We start from the raw sequence: 17,135 nt of genomic DNA on the forward strand, positions 1-17,135 counted from the left end.
GGAAGCTTTGATAATACAAAGACAATAGAAACGACAGCTTCTAGAAAAATACCTAAAGGTAAAAAAGGGCAATTTCAGGTAAGAAATGTTTTAAGTATTATAAAGTAACTATGAGACAATGGGTTAGCATTGAATGGGCGTAAATCCAAAACAAAGAAAAAAAGACGGTAACTATTAAAAAGAAAACAGGAGTAGAATCCAGAATAATACTCAAATAAAAAATCCGTGTGATTTTGATATGCTCCCTCCTAAGTAGACAGATTAAAAAATATAAACTTGCTACTAGGAGGGAGTTCATTTTATGTCCAGAAAAGTATACTACTGAATTTAAACAGATGACAACTGACTCAGCTTGAAATACCTGTTGAATGGTATCCTTAAATAAACACTTATCATTTCTTGAACATCTTCTACAGTATTGCATTTCTTTGCCAATTCTTTTACAGTTATCTCATGAGAAAAGTCTTACATAAATGATTCTTTTTCTTATTGGAATTGATATCCATCACACGAAACTTTTTATGCTCCCCATAAAAAAGAACCCTCACCAAAATGATATGCTCCCTTAGGTAGACAGATTAAAAAAATAAAATCTGTTATTTCTAGGAGGAGCTTTTTATGTCCAGTGCTTAATGGCAACCTCTTTCAATGGTGCCGGCTGAACAGGCTTAAGCATTATTTTTTATCGATCGGGAGTTCATAAACACATCTTCTAATGAATTTTCGTCAATTTTTATCTCGTAAAGGGAAAAATCTGATTGGAATAACGCTTTGGACAACCTGGAAATCTCATCATCAGATGTTATATTTAGCCGTGTGACTTTTTTATTAATTTCTACGAAAGTTACATTTATCTTAAATTTGGTATTAAGCTCTTGAATTTTATCAACTGTGAGGACGGGTTTTGTTCTAACAGAGATCCTGATTCCTTCCTTAGTTGCCGATTTCAATTCTCGTGGCGTACCCAATTTCTTGATGATGCCGTCGCTTAAAATTCCTACTCTATCACTGATTTTATCAATTTCATCAAGATTATGAGACGTCAGAAAAACCGTTTTTCCCTGCTCTTGCAGTCGTTTAATAACCTTTCGAATTTCTATAGTTGATTCTGGATCAAGCCCGGAGGTGGGTTCGTCAAGAATGATCAATTCGGGGTCCCCTAAAAGTGCTTGGGCAATACTGATTTTCTTTTTCATACCGAAGGAATAGGTTTTTATTTTTCTCCTTTCAGCACCTTGTAATCCCAACTCGTGTAAAAGTATTTCGTATTTTCGTTCTGAACGTTGATCCTTAACCAAGCTCCCCATATATTTTAGAAAGTTTATGCCCCTCATATGATGGTACAGGTTCGCTACATCTGGCATTACGCCTATTCTTTTCTTCACTTGATTTAGCTTTCTATCCGGTACCCCCAGGATTTCGAAGGAGCCCGAAGTTTTGTTAGAAATGCCTGTTAGTATATGGATAAATGTTGACTTTCCCGAACCATTATGGCCAACGAATCCAAATATTTCTCCTTTTTGTATTGTTAATTGAATTCCCTTTAGAACTTCTGTAGCACCGTAATTTTTGGTTAGATTGTTCACTTCGATTGCATTCATCACTTACAAGTCCCTTCTTTTTATGATCAACATAGATATGCCAAAGAGAGTCATCGCTACAGCAAATGGGATAAACATATAACCAAACGGTTTAGACAAATAATTAAAAGGTAAGATATATTTGAATGGCATCCAATACCATTCATTCGACATAGTGGCTACCAGACCTATTATAGGCAAGGAAATACCGGAAAAGATTCCAAGAAACATAGATAATTTAGCCTTCGTAATAATCGTTGAGATTAAAAGCACGAAACAGATGATATAAAACAATAATACGAGTGTCTGCAAATATTTATTCATCGACCATGTGCCGGAAAGCGCAAAAACTATAGCGTAAGAAATTGAGATTATTGCAATCCAGAATAGCAGTGTTCCCACTAATTTCCCGAGCATAACTTCTAATCTTGAGATTTTTGTAACAAGCAACCGTATTGTATTCATTTCTGTTTCACTGTTAATGAGGTCGTGAGAAATTGTAGACACAAACAAAAATCCAAATAAGAGGATAATGAATGATATCGACACATTATAGATCGTATTCTCATCAAGACCTTCTTCAAGAAAGATATTGATAATGTCTTGGTTGTTTTCTAAAAAATTGGCTGACTGGTAAGAAACAAAAGTCAAAAAAAGAATAATTAATATTGATCGGATACTCTTGAAAGAATTAATAAATTCCCTATATAACACTGTAACCATTTTCATTCCCCATCATAAAATTTTTACTGTACCTAAATTGTTACACACAAGATCCACTTTGCGGACTAATCTTTGAGTTTAGGTAATGTTAATCAAGTTTAGAAACAGGTTATGCAAAGTTGGAGTAAGCCTTTCAAGTTCAAAGATGAATTTTCAAAACCTATAATGCATGTAGGACAACTTCAATAATATTTATCTAATTAGCTTCAACTATAATAAAATTGATGGTAGAAATAATAATCATAAATATTGTAGCAACAGCATAGGTATTTCTTGCATTTTTATTATTCCAAGATATGATAGTCATAACAGCACATACAATCGTCAATATAAGCAATAGAATCAATGTACGGATTCCTCCTGTCTAATGAATTACTCTATGTTTCCTTCAAAATACTCTTCTAGGGAACCATAGGTCTGTAAGATTTCTGATACCCTGGTTAGGTTACTTACGATCTTACCCTGATTTATAATCAATACGTAATCACAATAATTTTGTACAACATCTAACTGATGAGTTGATAAAACAAGGCTATTACCCTTTTGAACATACGTATTTAGTTCTTTTTTTATTTCTCTCATGCTTATAGGGTCTATGTTAGAAATGAATTCATCTAATAGCATTACTTTAGGATTTTTTATTAATAGAGGTATTAGGGAAATTTTTTTCTTCATCCCTAAAGAATAGTCACCTATTTTTCGGTTAATTACCTCCTGTAAACTTAATTTCTCAATCAAAGGGTATGTTTCTTGTATGTCAAAATCTAGCAGTTCACTCATAAAGGACAAATATTCATTACCTTTTAATACTGGATACACTAACGGATTGTCAGGTAAAAACATGATAGAATTACTATTGTCATGAGCCATTTGCTTTCCATCTATAACGATATTTCCCTCGTCTACAGAAATAATATGGCTTATAGCCATTAAAGTAGTGGTCTTTCCCGCTCCATTCAACCCTAAAAATCCCACTTTACTTCTACCTGGGATTTTAAATGAAATATTTTGTAGAATGTGTTGCTGGCCTATCTTTTTAACCAAATTGGATACTTCTAGTATCGTTCTGTTTTGATCTTTCATAATTCACCTCGAAAACATTAAATCCTTTTTAATAGTTCTTTTTTTTAACATAAGTAATACAGGAATCATTATTGCAATAATCATCAAAAGACTCAAAGCATTGAATAGTAACAGAGCTTTTAAATCAAAACTACCAATCATGTAAAAAATACATGGTATCATCATTATTGGTAATAATATTCCAACGATTGTTAGTGTCACAGTCGATGACGTGAACTTTCTATCAGCGTAATCGTCTAGCTGTTCAATATTAAAAAAGTTAAAATGAGGATTATATACGCTAGGGATAAAAAGCAGTATATTAAAGGCTGCCATTACAATGAACTGATTTATTAGTATCCATATCATAACTATAAGGTCAGTAGAGGAAATCAAAAAAATCGCTATATCACTGAATAGAAGGGTTGTCCCAATGTATATGTTTGCTGTGAATATTTTTTTCTTTAATAGAATCCATAAATTATCAATAGTATATGAGTATAACAAGGCATTTTGACCTTCACCATCTAATGAAATTAAACCTTTATAAGATGAGAAGAAGCTTTCACAATAGAAAAAAACATGATAATAACTAAGAAGAAATATGAACAACACTCCCCCTTTTCCCTCAAATGAAACACCTCCTAATAATCCTGCAAAAACTCCAGTTAAAATCCAAAAGAGCAAATCTCCACCAAAACCGTTTATTTTTTTTAACATAAGGGGAGATCTATAAAATGTTTTTAAATAATTGGCGTTTTTCCTCACAATCCCTGTGTTAAACAAAAACCAATGATGTATTTTTTCCAAAATAGGTAAAATAACATAGCCTGTATTAGTACTATACGTATCAATTTTAACCATACTTATAGATTTGTAAACGAAGATGATTATAATAAAAATAACACATAAACAAATAAATAATACTAGTAAATTATCATGATACAGATTAATACTCCAAAAATTATGAGGAAGACCTACAAACCTTATAGGAAAAAATAATAATTCCTCGACCCTCTCAATCCCCATAAAATACCAATCATTTAATTCCTGTGAAGTAAATTCATTAGAAAAAAAGGTGCTTGTTGGACCCAATTATATAGTTGAGATGCTGATAGGAATCCTATATAAATAGCGAGAAGTTTAGTTGAGATTAATTGAAAAATTAGAAATCTACCATTTATCCAATGAGTACGGTAAACCACGTATAAATAATGTAAACATGTAAATAATAAACTTAGAAATATATATAATAGAACTGAACTACATATATAAATGAAAATATCAAAAAAACTGGAGTTTGTTGCAAGTAACAAGGCTATATTTAATGACAATAGGTTCATTATAAAAGTCCTAAAATTCCAAGCTATTGATTCTAGGAATAAAAAGAAATTTACTTGTCTATCAGGCAGACCTAAGTGACTTTCTAGTAGAAATTTATCCTCCGAAAATTGAGCCCACCTGGAAGATTTGTAGCCAACGAACAAGCAAAAGATAAATAAGACTAACCAGTATAAGTTCCAAAAATAGATTTCATTATTTTGTATTATAGCTAATTCCTGCAAAAAGAATTTTATTATAGGTGTTTCACTCTCAAATTGAGTTATAGATCTATTTAATAAAACCAACTTAAATACTGAGTAATAAGCAACAGAGAAAAATAAAGCTTTAACACAGTCTATTAAAACAGCTATAAGACCTATGGTTGAACTGACTTTCCCTTTTGTGAAAAAAAAAGTACCCCACGTATCTTTCCATCTTATGTATGTCTTCCATTTTATCCAATTCCATAATACTCTCACGTTTATCACCGACTTTTAAAAGGAAGTTGAAATATATCCTTCAATAAATGCAGCTAATGATATCATTGTTATTATAATTATCGTATAGTTTAAAAATGGTCTTATTTGGATTCTATATCCTAAATAAAAAGTAAATCCATATAACCCAATAGCTCCTGACAAGATAAAGGCAGGTATTTCTAGTATAGCATGAGGTAACAATTTCATAAAAAATTCATTCAAAGGTATTCCTATACTAATTAAATCATTTACTCCTATACCCAATACAAACCCATTTAGCAATAAGTAGAACAATGTAGGAATTCCAAAGGTAACAATTCCCAACAATAATAATAGACAGATAGTTATATTATTTGTAAATAAGTCTAAAGTTAATTCTAAACCTGGGGTATGTATGATTAACTCTTCTTGGTTTTTCACTATAGATGTATATTCTCCCATAAGATAACCAATTAAAAAAGAACTGCCAAATAACAATATTGATAAACCACATAACACCTTAAAATTAAAGAGTAACTTCATAATATCCCCCCTGGTTGCATAAAAAACATAGTAAAGGGCTAAGATAATAGTTTACCTCTTAGCCCCAACTAATGTGATTTAGACTAAACGAAGTAAATTAACCTACAATAGCTTTTTTCCCAGATTTACGAAGGGCCATTCTAAGCGCAGCTAGACCAACGCCCATTCCGCTAAGCATAGTCACGATAGATCCAATAGCCATTCCTGCGTCTACCATGTTTGCAGCTACCTTAGCCGCACTTTGTGGGATGCCAAGGGCTACTAGTGCATTTAATGTGTCTATCATTTATTTCACCTCCTTTCAAAGCAGTAATGTTGTCATAATACTTATAGTAAAGTAGAAGGAAAACGCAATAATAAAGCTAGACTTTAAGCTTTTTGTACTTCCAAAAACATATAAACCTCTAGCTATAATAAGTGCAGCCCAGACATCAAATAGTTCAAAAACGTTCATGGTTTGTAGTAATAAATCGTTTTCCGTAAATAGAGAACCTAAATATCCAAGACTAAATACTGACAGAATAGTTCCCTGAGAAGTCATACTTGTGGTAAAAAAAGAGTTAATTAGTAACCCGATAAATATGGGAATTTGAGAAAGAAGTACAAGATACATTAATTTTGCAATATTTATAGACCCAAAAAAAAACTTACTAATAAGTTTAAAAATAAGCGTCATTACCACCACATTAATAAAGGTAACGAACAATTGGAAAACTGTGATAATAGAAACTAGTAATCCTTGGGGAATATTCTCTTCTATATCAACCATTTGAATTAATAAATCTGAATTAATTAGGTTATAGACAACGATCCCCTGAATAATTGCCATAAATAAGATGATAACTGTTGTATTTACACTAGGCTTTCGAATCTTTTCCAAGGTATCTATAGGTTTATATAAAACTTTGAACCATTCAAACAATTTAGATATGTCCTCCTTTCTCAATTTCTACTATATCTTAGTTAATGTAATAATTCGACATTTTTTACAGAAAAATTACAAAACAATCAATAATTGTCAATGTTCGATTTATTAAAATAGAATATTTTCGAATTTCTTAATTAGATGTTAGCGTCACTGCTCCAAGCTTTTGATGGACATGGAAGTTTTAAATCAAGTATTACACATAAATGTAATAAACTAGATAAAAACATACATTTTTTATATTAACTTGATGGGATTTCCAATTTTTTATCATGATAAATGTAATGTTACCTTATGAAATATGATTTTTAATACATATTAATACATAAATGAAGAGGGGAAAACATGACCAAAAAGACCGCATTGTCAATGTACAGCCGTTACGGACAGCAGAAGAAATCTAAGAAATTTTAAACTGTCTATCAAGCGTGGCTATAAACGTACACCAAAATGTCAGAACTGGTACAGTGTGACGTGCTGATTTTCTTGATCGACAGGAATACCGGGTTAGGGCAAATGATTTAGTCTAAAAGCGAGTTTATGATTTATGGGTAAGACGGAAAAACAGGCGTGAAGTGGATATAGCACGATACGGGACAAAATAGAACGGTATACAGAAGGCTGAACCCTGGACGAGTATTTATTTAAAAGTCAAAAAGGAGACGGCCATATATGATAACGAAAGGTCTACCGCATATTGGAGCTGCAGCGGTCTATATTGACACACATACATACGATGCGGAAAACATCGGTTATCACCATTCTAGTAATTTAAAGACGTAGACATATTGTAGGAATGTCCAGTTAAGTATTACAAAGCGCGTAGGCTAGATGAATAAATACGGCAAACAGGCTAGTATTAGTATGAGTTATATGGCCATTGATTATCAATACATTATAAAGTAACTATGAGACAATGGGTTAGCATTGATGGGCGTAAATCCAAAACAAAGAAAAAAAGACGGTAACTATTAAAAAGAAAACAGGAGTAGAATCCAGAATAATACTCAAATAAATATTGGGGCTGTCACAAAGGTTATTATTTTTGTGATAGCCCCACTTATTTATTTTTTAGCCCATCTAGCAAGCCATATGAAAGGAATAATAATTACAAAAGGTAAGCCAATGATTAAAAATGAAAAAGGTATGTAATATGCACTAATATCAAAAATACCAAAAAAATCATCTATATCGGTTTCATACCCAACAAGACTTGCATCTGATATAATTCTTGCAAAAAATATCATAATAAAACCAGATATAGTTAGAGAAAGACCGAAGTTAAACGCTTTATACAGCATAGTATATTCACCTTTCTATATAAACTTCATGGATATTACACCAGGAAGTTAAAAAATTTGCCTATATTATACATCTTTGTACGAAGTAACTCAACCATTTATTTCTATTTATTACAAAAAATAACAAAAAAATATGTATCAATTTTTCTATTAATGTTTTTCCTCCTAACCATAATCAAAATGAGTTATGGGGAGGTAGAATTGCTACACAAACGAAGAACGGAAAATCCACGCAGGAGTTAGATATAGGTTGGAGAGAAATTTATCATAGGAAAATGAATATGTAAATTAAAATGTGTAAAACGTAATAAAGGGAGTGGCATAATTGATGATGTAGCTGTACAAAACTTGCGAGTCTAAAGATAGAAATTCTTAAGTTTAACATTGTATATAAGAAAAGGCTCTGACATATCAATCATGCATGATTTTTATTAAACGTCATAATTTATAAATAAGGGCATATGTTTAATTTAAAGGGGGAAAAAATAACTTCATAAATATTGGCGGGGATGGAGGCCATAAGAGTGAAAAAATATTATAAGCCGTTTTGGAGTTATGATGCAAAGAAAACAGAAAACTGGTTACAAATAATGGCATTGCAAGGTTACTTTTTGGAAGATATACGACCATTAAAACGATTATTTATTTTTCAAGAGGGGAACGATTCTCAGGTAATTCACTATCATATCGCTTATGATAAGACCAAGAAGCATTTGTTTTCTAATACCTTGCAATATAATGGATGGAGGGCGGTTTGCCATAAAGGCAGCTGGTGCATTCTTCAAAATAAAAGACACACGAAAGATTTAAAAGCATTCCCAATTCGGGATGGAATAATTAAGCGAAATCGTAAGTTGCTGTACTTTTATATAGGCTTGTTCATCTATCTATTTCTTACTACGATTCTATTTTTTACTCTGATCAGTATTACGGTGTTTTTTTATAATGATACACTCACCTTTTCTCCAATGTCATTTTGGTTGGCTGTCTCCGTTACTAGTATTATTTTATGGTTACTCACTATGTATTCAGCTGTGCGATTATATCAAACAAATAAGAAATTTTTGTGAAAAAGTACCAATTACAGGTACTTTTTTCTTTTACTTTGTATCTAAGAGAGAAAGAGAATACGGAGAATCAAAGTGGGGATGGATCTAATCCTAATTTGTTAAACAATTAGTAGCGGTTGAGGAAAACATTGCTGAAATGAAGTTTTACCTGATCCCACATGTAACTGGCAGTAACAGCCTTACTTATACTACGGGGTGAAACTTAGAGGGGATAAGAGGATCCAACTGCAAGTTAAATGCCAATTTTGTTCATTCTAACAATAAGCGGGAGGTAAAAAAAGAAAATCCTCACTGATTGAAGATTTACTTTATATTCCTCGAAGGAACGCAAATAGATTTTAATCATAAAATATAAATAATCATTAAAAAAATGATTGACGTAATAACTAAATCAAGGTTAAAATGTGATGGTGGAATGATTTAAAGATAGAAAGGAGCCTGAAAGAGGAGATTTTTAGTTTAAAGCGCCAGGACTATGCATCGTTCGCTAACAAGCATAGTTGACGAGGTTGGAGGTTATCGAGTTTTCGGCGGGTGCCTCCCGATTGTTCATCTCAATCGTTACGCTTTTTCTTAAAACGACGAGGCAACTTGTTGGACAAAGGAAAAAGGCAAGATGATAAACAATCACGAGAAAGGGGCAGAACAACGCCCCCTATTTTCACTATTTGAAAGAGAAGGTTCGTTTGTCCTGCCCCTTTTTTTTAGGAGGACATAATATGTGTGGAATTGTAGGATATATTGGACAGGATGACACGAAAGAGATTTTATTAAACGGACTGGAGAAGCTGGAATATCGAGGATATGATTCGGCGGGAATTGCAACTTTAAATGATCAAGGAGTTCATCTGTTTAAAGTAAAGGGCCGGATTGCAGCGCTAAGAGAAAGCGTAGATAACTCTATACATGCAACAATGGGAATCGGTCAAACCCGCTGGGCAACACACGGTGTGCCAAGTAAAGAGAATGCACATCCGCACCAAAGCGCGTCTGGTAGATTTACACTTGTTCATAATGGAGTAATTGAAAATTATCAGGACTTAAAAGCAGAATATTTACGGGATATTCATTTTGCAAGTGACACAGATACAGAAGTTATTGTTCAGCTGATCGAAAAGCTATTTACAGAAATAAATGATACAGCAGAAGCATTTCGAAAAGCAATGAGTCAATTAAAAGGTTCCTATGCCATTGCGATGATTGATCGTGAGGATCATGATACCCTTTATGTTGCCAAAAATAAAAGCCCGTTATTAGTTGGTTTAGGTGATGGATTTAATGTTGTAGCTAGTGATGCTATGGCAACATTGAACTTAACGAATCAATATTTAGAAATCCATGATCAAGAAATAGTACTTGTTCGTCGTAATTATGTGGAAATACAGGATTTAAATGGACAAATTATTCATCGTGAAGCTTTTGTTGCACAAATCGATGCTAGCGATATTGAAAAAGGAACCTATCCTCACTTCATGTTAAAAGAGATTGACGAGCAACCATTTGTTATGCGCAAAATTATAAATGAATATCAAACGGAAGATAACCAACTAAAGCTGGATAAAAATGTACGAGAAGCAATGAATAATTGTGACCGTATTTATATTATTGCAGCCGGCACCAGCTATCATGCTGGCTTAGTTGGAAAAGAATTTATTGAAAAGCTGGCTAAAATTCCAGTAGAAGTTCATATTGCCAGCGAATTTTCGTATAATATGCCATTGTTATCAGATAAACCGCTATTTATTTTCATCTCACAAAGTGGCGAGACAGCAGATAGTCGTGCCGTTCTCGTGAAGATTAAAGAAATGGGATATCCGACACTAACGATAACGAATGTACCAGGATCAACCCTTTCTCGTGAAGCGGATTATACGCTAAATTTATATGCAGGACCGGAAATTGCAGTTGCTTCTACGAAAGCATATACAGCACAAATCGCTGTCTTAGCTATTTTGGCTGTAGACACAGCAAAAACAAAGGGATTTTCAATAGATTTTGATCCCATGCAAGAGCTTGCGATCGCTGCTAATGCGATGGAAGTTCTAACTGCTCAAAAAGATACAATTGAAGAATTAACACGTAAATATTTAGATACTACTCGTAATGCTTTCTTTATCGGGCGCAGTACAGATTATCATGTATGTATGGAAGGGGCACTCAAATTAAAAGAGATCTCCTACATTCAGGCAGAAGGCTTTGCTGGTGGTGAGTTAAAGCATGGAACCATTGCTTTAATTGAAGAAGGAACACCAGTTATTGCACTAGCAACTCAAGAAAATGTAAATTACGCGATTCGCGGTAATGTACAGGAAGTAGTTGCTCGTGGAGCAAGTGACATGGTGATCAGTATGAAAGGTTTAGAGCAAGATACTGACGCATTTGTAATTCCGCGCGTCCATGAACTATTAACTCCGCTTGTTAGTGTAGTACCGCTACAATTGTTAGCATATTACGCTGCATTACATCGCGGCTGTGATGTGGATAAACCTCGTAACTTGGCGAAGAGTGTGACAGTGGAGTAGATAGGTTGTTGTAGACGTAGATTTGTGTTCAGTAACAATAAACTTGTTTAAACAACATCCGTTCGCTTATAATTAAAATAAGCGAACGGATGTTGTTGTTTTTTAAGGAGTGAGGGCAGCGGAAATCACGGTAAAAAAATATGGATTCTTCTGTTGCGGTAAAATACGGCTTTGTGGGTTTTTTGATTAAACTTTATTTCAAAGCACAGTCATTGTAAGTTTAAAATAAGTTGCACTGTTTCGCCCCTTTGGATATGATTATCTAAAGGGGCGTTTTTTGCGTTTAAAAGAAAGATGATTAGCTATTATATGATAACTACTTTATGGAATATCGAAGTGACTTTGCTGTCTAACAATATGAAAGACTAACAGGATTTTTCTAAGAATAACTTCTTGAGATTATTGGTTTAATGAAGGTGACAGGCTATAACGTAGGTGATAGTTAAGATGTGCTACAGTAAGGAAAGGTGGTCTATTCTATTTTTAGTGAAGTAGATAATTATTTATATAATGATAAGTGAATGGTGGACTGATTATGGGAAATATAAGAACAACAAAAGAACAAATTGCAGATTATTGGTTTAAGATTGTAGATAATGTGGATTGAGTGTAGATGCAAGTGAAGCCACTGAGAGATGTTGGAGATGTGGCTATGAGGCTCGGTTAGAACGTTGTCACATTGTTCCTGAAGCGCTAGGGGGTGGTGACGACTCAGCTGATAACTTAGTTTTTCTTTGTAAACGCTTTCATATAGGGGATCCAAATGTAAGCGATCCTGAAATAATGTGGGATTGGATTAGAGCATATAGAACTCCTTTCTATGATACATTTTGGGCAATAGAAGGATTTAAAGAATATGAATTAATATACGGTAAATCTTTTGATGAGGAAGCTAGAGAAAGAAACATTTAAGAAAAGGGTGCTACTATGGAGCAATATTGGTATGTCAATTTAAATTAAAGTTGGATTAGTTAAAATAAAGTTTGATTAAAGATAACTTCTTCAGTAGTATATTCGTAAAAGCTTTCTTTAAGATGAACTTATATAAATTTTGGCTTTATATATGAGGTAAATTTGTTACAAAAATGAGAGGTCAAGGGGGGTTGAATGGGATGATAGTTTCTTAAAGGATAAAATTGAATTTTTAGTAAAATTACAAAAATGATGATCTTCATAGAAAGGAAAAGTTGACTATGATGCAGATTAAGCCGTTACGACCGGAAAGTCATTACTTGTCTGAGGTTGTTTCACTATGGAATGAAAATTGTGTAGAGACAGCGGATTGTAAGTTAACGAACGAAGAAATGAAAGCTATTCAACAGCAGCTTGCTTTATGTTGTCGGTCCGACTATGGAACCGTTCATATAGCACTTGATGGCGGACAATTAGTTGGTTATGGAGTTGCATCAATTAAAAAAGATATGGTAACTCAAGGGTATATGGGGTTAATAGACGAACTGTATGTAGTACAAGAATATCGTAAACGGCAAGTAGGACAAACAATTGTCAACAGCTTAAAAAAATGGCTGCTTGCAAAGGATGTTTCTAATATTCAAGTGTTTGTGGATTTAGAGAATATATCGGCACAAACATTTTGGAATAACATTGGATTTAGTAAAGAATTTTATGTAGTATCTGAAGATGAATAGCAATCAGATGGGTTAGTCATATTGATAGTTACATTATAATAAAAATTTACGAAGGATATACATCAGGGGGTTGGATGTATATAAGAATACTTTTATGCCATAGTAGAAACTGTAACGGGGAAACAATAAGAAGTTATATCGCAGATCACTTCTGAGAAGCTAAGGACGATATATTCAAGATTGAGGAATGAGTTTAGTTTGATACTCCAAATCATGATTTTTATTCATTTATTACGGGGCAAATTTTATTGGATAAATTGAGATTGATCTATGAGCAAAATAATGGGAAAAGCCCTCTATTAACTCAAGAAGAACGTAAAAAGTTTGAAATGGAATGGGAACAGATATCTACTAAATAAGAAGTTTTAAGGATATGGACAAATAAGGAAGTACGCAGTATTGATGAAGCCTACTATGATGACTATATAATCAATACAGCCAAAAAGTTGCATAACAAGAGAAAAAGCAATGAATTTATAAAATCAGCTCGACTTATTGGTAAAGTCATTGGACATTTAAATCAGTATATCGGTGATGATTTTTTTTTTGAGTACAGAGTAAGATATTTAATCATGAATGGTATTTTTGAAATAGAAGGCGTTCCAAGAGTAATGAGGTTTTACAGCGTGAAACTCCGACAATCTTAAATTATTAGATTGAAATTAATTTAATTTTGTTATATTGATGGTTAAAATAGAAATGCAACGGATAAATAAAGGAATGACTTCAAAATAAACTGGCACCTATAGATAAAAGACTTGAAAAAGAGTGCTAATATCTATAGGGTGTTTTGTACTGTTCGGAAATTATAAAATTGGTTTAATGTGGAGAATTTTTGTATTAAATTTTTTTATATCCAGCTTTAGCGCCTAGTAAACTTTGCTCTTCTTTGGACGAAAAGTCAATATCGGCTCAAATCTAAAGGAAGGCCGATTAATAGCGGTTTGCCGCACCCCTGTTTTAGATAGAGGCATATTTTCTTAATCTCGAATGTAAGGAGCCGTATTTCTCTCATTTTGAAAAATCTACTTATTGTTTTGCGAACTTTATGAGAGAAACGCGGCTCCTAAATTCCCAATTCGTTTGGGTTGAAAGGACAAGAAAAGCTTCGATAGCAAAACATCGCACGTAGAAAAGTGGTTTTCTTTTCAAGGACGCCTGCAAAACTTAGCCTTTGATCTACTGTTTCAAAGAGAAAAGCAATCCTTGAATGAAGTTTCGCTTTATCTCACCAGAAGTTCTACAGTTTATACGTCGCTACTCTTCCTAGCTTCTGTCCTACAGCCTAAGGTACTTATACAACCCTTACATTTTTATAGTTAGATAGATTATAGTTCTAATACATCTATTATAATGGTTTCCTTCTAATAGATAAGGCGAGGAACTTTCTCATTTGTTTTCTCCTTTTTCCAACCATAAAAGTTGCTTTTTCATATCGAGTCCGCCTCGAAAGCCTGTCAGTGTTCCGTTTTTTCCAATAACGCGGTGACAAGGGATAATGATGAATATTGGATTGGCTCCAATAGCTGCTCCGACAGCACGTACAGCACGTGGCTTTCCAATGAATTTTGCAATATCTGAATAAGTAACTGTTTTTCCAAAGGGTATATGTTGCAAAGCTTTCCAGACTTGTTGCTGAAAGGGTGTACCATACAGATCGACTTTTGATCCAAACTCTTGCCGATTTCCTTCCAAATATTCCTTCAGTTCAGTTATGTATGGGGTCAGTATGTTTTCATTTTCTTCCACTTTTTCATTTGGCAAATATCTTTGAAAAAATGGTTTCATTTCATTTGCTGCTAAATGGTGTGGGCCTAAATAACACAATCCATTCCTCGTTGCGGCTGCATTAAAACTCCATCCATTATGATGAAACGTTGTCGAATAAACGGTCATTTTCAATCGCCTCCTGAATTTAGTATATTGGGTCATTTTACTATAATCTAAGCCTATTATTCCAGCTGCTCCTTTCCAAAAGTTATTCGGTATTGTTTAGGGGTTTTCCCTGTTTGTTGTTTGAATAAGGTAATGAAATAGGAAGTATTCGGTAATCCAACTTTTACACCAATTTCTGCAATAGAGCGGTTGGTTTGGATCAATTCCCGTTTTGCATGCTTTATCCGTATACGTTGGATATAATTGGCTGGTGACATCTCTGTGATTCTTTTAAACGTTCTTTGCAAATGGTAAGGGCTGCCATGACAATGGTCCGCTAACAGAGCTAATGTTAATGGTTCGTGGTAATGCTTGTTAATATACGTTTTAATTTGCAGAACCCATTCCTCATCTGGCATTCGTAATTGGCATGGTTTACACCGTTTGCAAGGACGAAATCCTTTTGCCAATGCATGCTGGGCATCTTTGAAGATACGAACATATTCCTTCTTGGGATTTCGCGTTTTACAGGAGGGACGACAGAAGATGCCCGTTGAGCAGACACCGTATAGAAAGACATGATCATAAGAAGTGTCATTTGTTATAATGGCTTGCCATTGCTCTTCTGTTATGGAGCTTCTCATCTTTTCACCTCTTTTATTCATTTTTATTATAACGGCTTTACTTGTCTAAATGAATGGTTTTAAAACATCGTCGCAAGATAATGAAACTTTTAGGAAAATGATTGATGTAACTATAGAAACGTAATGGGGGAATTTGACTAACAGATTTATGGGAAAAATAAGTAGGTGGAGAGGCGCACGAAGAAAAGCATTCTTCTAATCAAGGACAAGAAGGTCTATTACATTTTAAATGTATTATATCACCTGCGTTACTCATAGCCAAAACGGAGGTTAAAGAACTATGATAGTTTAATAAGCAGAAAGTCAATCAAAAAATGTTATTTGCTGAGGGGAAAATTATTATGGATGAACGCTATGTAATTACGGAAGAAGAAAAGAAAAAGATATTAGAGGTATATTTTAAACAGGGAATTGATGAGAGACTGGATGTTTTTCCAAGTAAGGAAAAAAGAAAGTTAATTGTAATGCAAAATATTTCAAGGCATTTTGAACCAAGTATTATTTACTCAGAAATGGAAGTGAATGAGATATTAAAAGCTATATACAGTGATTTTGCTATTCTTAGAAGATATTTAATTGACTATGGATTTATAGAGCGTAGCAGGGATTGTACCAAATACTGGGTGAAAGATTAGTTAGCATATCTATTAAATTGAAGGGGTTGGGTTTAAAGTAAACTAAAATAGCTGAGTATAGGTGAGACATGTAGGAGGATGTATGTATAGGCATTATATTTAAATAAATGCTTATCAAATGAGTAATTTATATTGGTTATATTTACTGTTGCTAAGACTTTTTATAGTAGCCACGTATTAGTGTTAATTATAATTAGATTAAGGGTGCTGAAATGGAATATTGGAATTTAGTTGAAAATCCTACTGGAGAAATATATCAACAATTAGTAAGATTGCTCTGTCACAATTCAGATAAGTTCTATTTTGTAACGAGAAAAGAATTGAAGTACAGTCAAAAGGTATTGGATAAATTTGCGCTTTACCTAATTGAAACTTATAAGGCAAAGGAATGGGCTCATACGATAACGAAAGGCCCAGCTGCAACGATCTATGTGATAGAAGCCAATCAAGATACGTGTAAATTATTACAGCAATCAGCAAATGCGCTTTATGATTGGGTAGCACCAAATTTGCCAGAAGACTTAACCTTTATTAAGAATAATTTTGCATGGTTTTCATGTACCACTCATGAAGAATGTGGGGGATTTTCTATCCGTTCTGAGTACTATCGGAAATTACTTCATCAAATACCGGGTTTAAACATTGAGAGAGAAGAAGATTAGCTGTATATATTTTTGACCAGGAATTATAAGCTTATAATTGGGGGCTGTAGATGAAAAGGAAAAAAGTTTATGACTAGGGGAAAAATAAAACAAATTCGTTTAAGGAGTTGGTTGCTAGAAGTTGATATGAATAAGACAGGGGATTTTTATAACAGGATATAGA

Annotated in this window: 17 protein-coding genes; 7 read left to right on the forward strand and 10 right to left on the reverse strand. The window is 33.4% G+C overall.

Going from position 1 to position 17,135, the window contains the following annotated elements:
• Positions 1 to 668: 668 nt before the first annotated feature.
• The 8 genes from BN1066_RS09125 to BN1066_RS09165 all read right to left on the reverse strand — a co-directional run bounded on the left by BN1066_RS09125 (position 669) and on the right by BN1066_RS09165 (position 7,915).
• The gene (locus BN1066_RS09125; RefSeq protein WP_077321424.1) at positions 669 to 1,601 is read right to left on the reverse strand and encodes an ABC transporter ATP-binding protein; all 933 of its coding nucleotides are present in this window, start codon (positions 1,599 to 1,601) and stop codon (positions 669 to 671) included.
• A gap of 3 nt (positions 1,602 to 1,604) precedes the next feature.
• Positions 1,605 to 2,303, reverse strand: coding sequence for an ABC transporter permease subunit (locus BN1066_RS09130; protein WP_077319148.1), 699 nt, complete (start codon positions 2,301 to 2,303; stop codon positions 1,605 to 1,607).
• A gap of 372 nt (positions 2,304 to 2,675) precedes the next feature.
• The gene (locus tag BN1066_RS09135; RefSeq protein ID WP_077319149.1) at positions 2,676 to 3,386 is read right to left on the reverse strand and encodes an ABC transporter ATP-binding protein; all 711 of its coding nucleotides are present in this window, start codon (positions 3,384 to 3,386) and stop codon (positions 2,676 to 2,678) included.
• A gap of 3 nt (positions 3,387 to 3,389) precedes the next feature.
• On the reverse strand, positions 3,390 to 4,229 hold the full coding sequence (locus BN1066_RS09140; protein WP_143695770.1) for a hypothetical protein: 840 nt from the start codon (positions 4,227 to 4,229) through the stop codon (positions 3,390 to 3,392).
• A gap of 953 nt (positions 4,230 to 5,182) precedes the next feature.
• Positions 5,183 to 5,689: a stage II sporulation protein M gene (locus BN1066_RS09150; RefSeq protein WP_077319152.1), complete on the reverse strand. Its 507-nt coding sequence runs from the start codon at positions 5,687 to 5,689 to the stop codon at positions 5,183 to 5,185.
• Positions 5,690 to 5,786: 97 nt separating this feature from the next.
• Complete coding sequence (locus BN1066_RS09155; protein WP_077319153.1) at positions 5,787 to 5,975, reverse strand: hypothetical protein; 189 nt, start codon at positions 5,973 to 5,975, stop codon at positions 5,787 to 5,789.
• Between the two features lie 15 nt (positions 5,976 to 5,990).
• Positions 5,991 to 6,611: a YIP1 family protein gene (locus BN1066_RS09160; protein ID WP_179104345.1), complete on the reverse strand. Its 621-nt coding sequence runs from the start codon at positions 6,609 to 6,611 to the stop codon at positions 5,991 to 5,993.
• Positions 6,612 to 7,678: 1,067 nt separating this feature from the next.
• Positions 7,679 to 7,915 carry a hypothetical protein gene (locus BN1066_RS09165; protein ID WP_077319155.1) on the reverse strand — a complete coding sequence of 79 codons (237 nt, stop codon included), beginning with the start codon at positions 7,913 to 7,915 and terminating at the stop codon, positions 7,679 to 7,681.
• 524 nt (positions 7,916 to 8,439) lie between these two features.
• On the opposite strand from BN1066_RS09165, the gene BN1066_RS09170 reads away from it, so the two are divergent.
• From BN1066_RS09170 to BN1066_RS21225, 5 genes are all read left to right on the forward strand, one after another.
• The gene (locus BN1066_RS09170) at positions 8,440 to 8,985 is read left to right on the forward strand and encodes a DUF2812 domain-containing protein (protein ID WP_179104346.1); all 546 of its coding nucleotides are present in this window, start codon (positions 8,440 to 8,442) and stop codon (positions 8,983 to 8,985) included.
• Between the two features lie 719 nt (positions 8,986 to 9,704).
• The gene (gene glmS / locus BN1066_RS09175; RefSeq protein ID WP_077319157.1) at positions 9,705 to 11,507 is read left to right on the forward strand and encodes a glutamine--fructose-6-phosphate transaminase (isomerizing); all 1,803 of its coding nucleotides are present in this window, start codon (positions 9,705 to 9,707) and stop codon (positions 11,505 to 11,507) included.
• A gap of 603 nt (positions 11,508 to 12,110) precedes the next feature.
• Positions 12,111 to 12,419, forward strand: a complete 309-nt coding sequence (locus BN1066_RS09180) for an HNH endonuclease (protein WP_083953821.1) — start codon at positions 12,111 to 12,113, stop codon at positions 12,417 to 12,419.
• Positions 12,420 to 12,700: 281 nt separating this feature from the next.
• Positions 12,701 to 13,156: a GNAT family N-acetyltransferase gene (locus tag BN1066_RS09185; RefSeq protein WP_077319158.1), complete on the forward strand. Its 456-nt coding sequence runs from the start codon at positions 12,701 to 12,703 to the stop codon at positions 13,154 to 13,156.
• A gap of 371 nt (positions 13,157 to 13,527) precedes the next feature.
• The gene (locus BN1066_RS21225) at positions 13,528 to 13,803 is read left to right on the forward strand and encodes a DUF3658 domain-containing protein (RefSeq protein ID WP_077319159.1); all 276 of its coding nucleotides are present in this window, start codon (positions 13,528 to 13,530) and stop codon (positions 13,801 to 13,803) included.
• 742 nt (positions 13,804 to 14,545) lie between these two features.
• Here the strand turns inward: BN1066_RS21225 and BN1066_RS09195 are convergent.
• Together BN1066_RS09195 and BN1066_RS09200 are read right to left on the reverse strand one after the other, a co-directional pair.
• Positions 14,546 to 15,052, reverse strand: coding sequence for a methylated-DNA--[protein]-cysteine S-methyltransferase (locus BN1066_RS09195; protein ID WP_077319160.1), 507 nt, complete (start codon positions 15,050 to 15,052; stop codon positions 14,546 to 14,548).
• A gap of 56 nt (positions 15,053 to 15,108) precedes the next feature.
• Positions 15,109 to 15,675 (reverse strand): bifunctional transcriptional activator/DNA repair enzyme AdaA, encoded by a 567-nt coding sequence (locus tag BN1066_RS09200; RefSeq protein WP_077319161.1) that lies wholly within the window; start codon positions 15,673 to 15,675, stop codon positions 15,109 to 15,111.
• Positions 15,676 to 16,016: 341 nt separating this feature from the next.
• Here BN1066_RS09200 and BN1066_RS09205 point away from each other — a divergent pair, with 341 nt between their 5' ends.
• Positions 16,017 to 16,310 (forward strand): DUF2087 domain-containing protein, encoded by a 294-nt coding sequence (locus BN1066_RS09205; RefSeq protein WP_245799752.1) that lies wholly within the window; start codon positions 16,017 to 16,019, stop codon positions 16,308 to 16,310.
• A 212-nt stretch (positions 16,311 to 16,522) separates the two neighbouring features.
• Complete coding sequence (locus BN1066_RS09210; protein WP_077319163.1) at positions 16,523 to 16,972, forward strand: hypothetical protein; 450 nt, start codon at positions 16,523 to 16,525, stop codon at positions 16,970 to 16,972.
• Positions 16,973 to 17,135 lie beyond the last annotated feature (163 nt).

It is taken from the genome of Virgibacillus proomii (assembly GCF_900162615.1).
GTDB lineage: Bacteria > Bacillota > Bacilli > Bacillales > Amphibacillaceae > Virgibacillus > Virgibacillus proomii.

Excerpts from the sequence above, each read along its gene's own strand:
- BN1066_RS09130 (WP_077319148.1), bottom strand. The coding sequence starts at position 2,303 with ATGGTTACAGTGTTATATAGGGAATTTATTAATTCTTTCAAGAGTATC.
- BN1066_RS09195 (WP_077319160.1), bottom strand. The coding sequence starts at position 15,052 with ATGACCGTTTATTCGACAACGTTTCATCATAATGGATGGAGTTTTAAT.
- BN1066_RS09135 (WP_077319149.1), bottom strand. The coding sequence starts at position 3,386 with ATGAAAGATCAAAACAGAACGATACTAGAAGTATCCAATTTGGTTAAA.
- BN1066_RS09185 (WP_077319158.1), top strand. The coding sequence starts at position 12,701 with ATGATGCAGATTAAGCCGTTACGACCGGAAAGTCATTACTTGTCTGAG.
- glmS (WP_077319157.1), top strand. The coding sequence starts at position 9,705 with ATGTGTGGAATTGTAGGATATATTGGACAGGATGACACGAAAGAGATT.
- BN1066_RS09210 (WP_077319163.1), top strand. The coding sequence starts at position 16,523 with ATGGAATATTGGAATTTAGTTGAAAATCCTACTGGAGAAATATATCAA.
- BN1066_RS09140 (WP_143695770.1), bottom strand. The coding sequence starts at position 4,229 with ATGGTTAAAATTGATACGTATAGTACTAATACAGGCTATGTTATTTTA.
- BN1066_RS09165 (WP_077319155.1), bottom strand. The coding sequence starts at position 7,915 with ATGCTGTATAAAGCGTTTAACTTCGGTCTTTCTCTAACTATATCTGGT.
- BN1066_RS09155 (WP_077319153.1), bottom strand. The coding sequence starts at position 5,975 with ATGATAGACACATTAAATGCACTAGTAGCCCTTGGCATCCCACAAAGT.
- BN1066_RS09150 (WP_077319152.1), bottom strand. The coding sequence starts at position 5,689 with ATGAAGTTACTCTTTAATTTTAAGGTGTTATGTGGTTTATCAATATTG.
- BN1066_RS09205 (WP_245799752.1), top strand. The coding sequence starts at position 16,017 with ATGGATGAACGCTATGTAATTACGGAAGAAGAAAAGAAAAAGATATTA.
- BN1066_RS09125 (WP_077321424.1), bottom strand. The coding sequence starts at position 1,601 with ATGAATGCAATCGAAGTGAACAATCTAACCAAAAATTACGGTGCTACA.
- BN1066_RS09200 (WP_077319161.1), bottom strand. The coding sequence starts at position 15,675 with ATGAGAAGCTCCATAACAGAAGAGCAATGGCAAGCCATTATAACAAAT.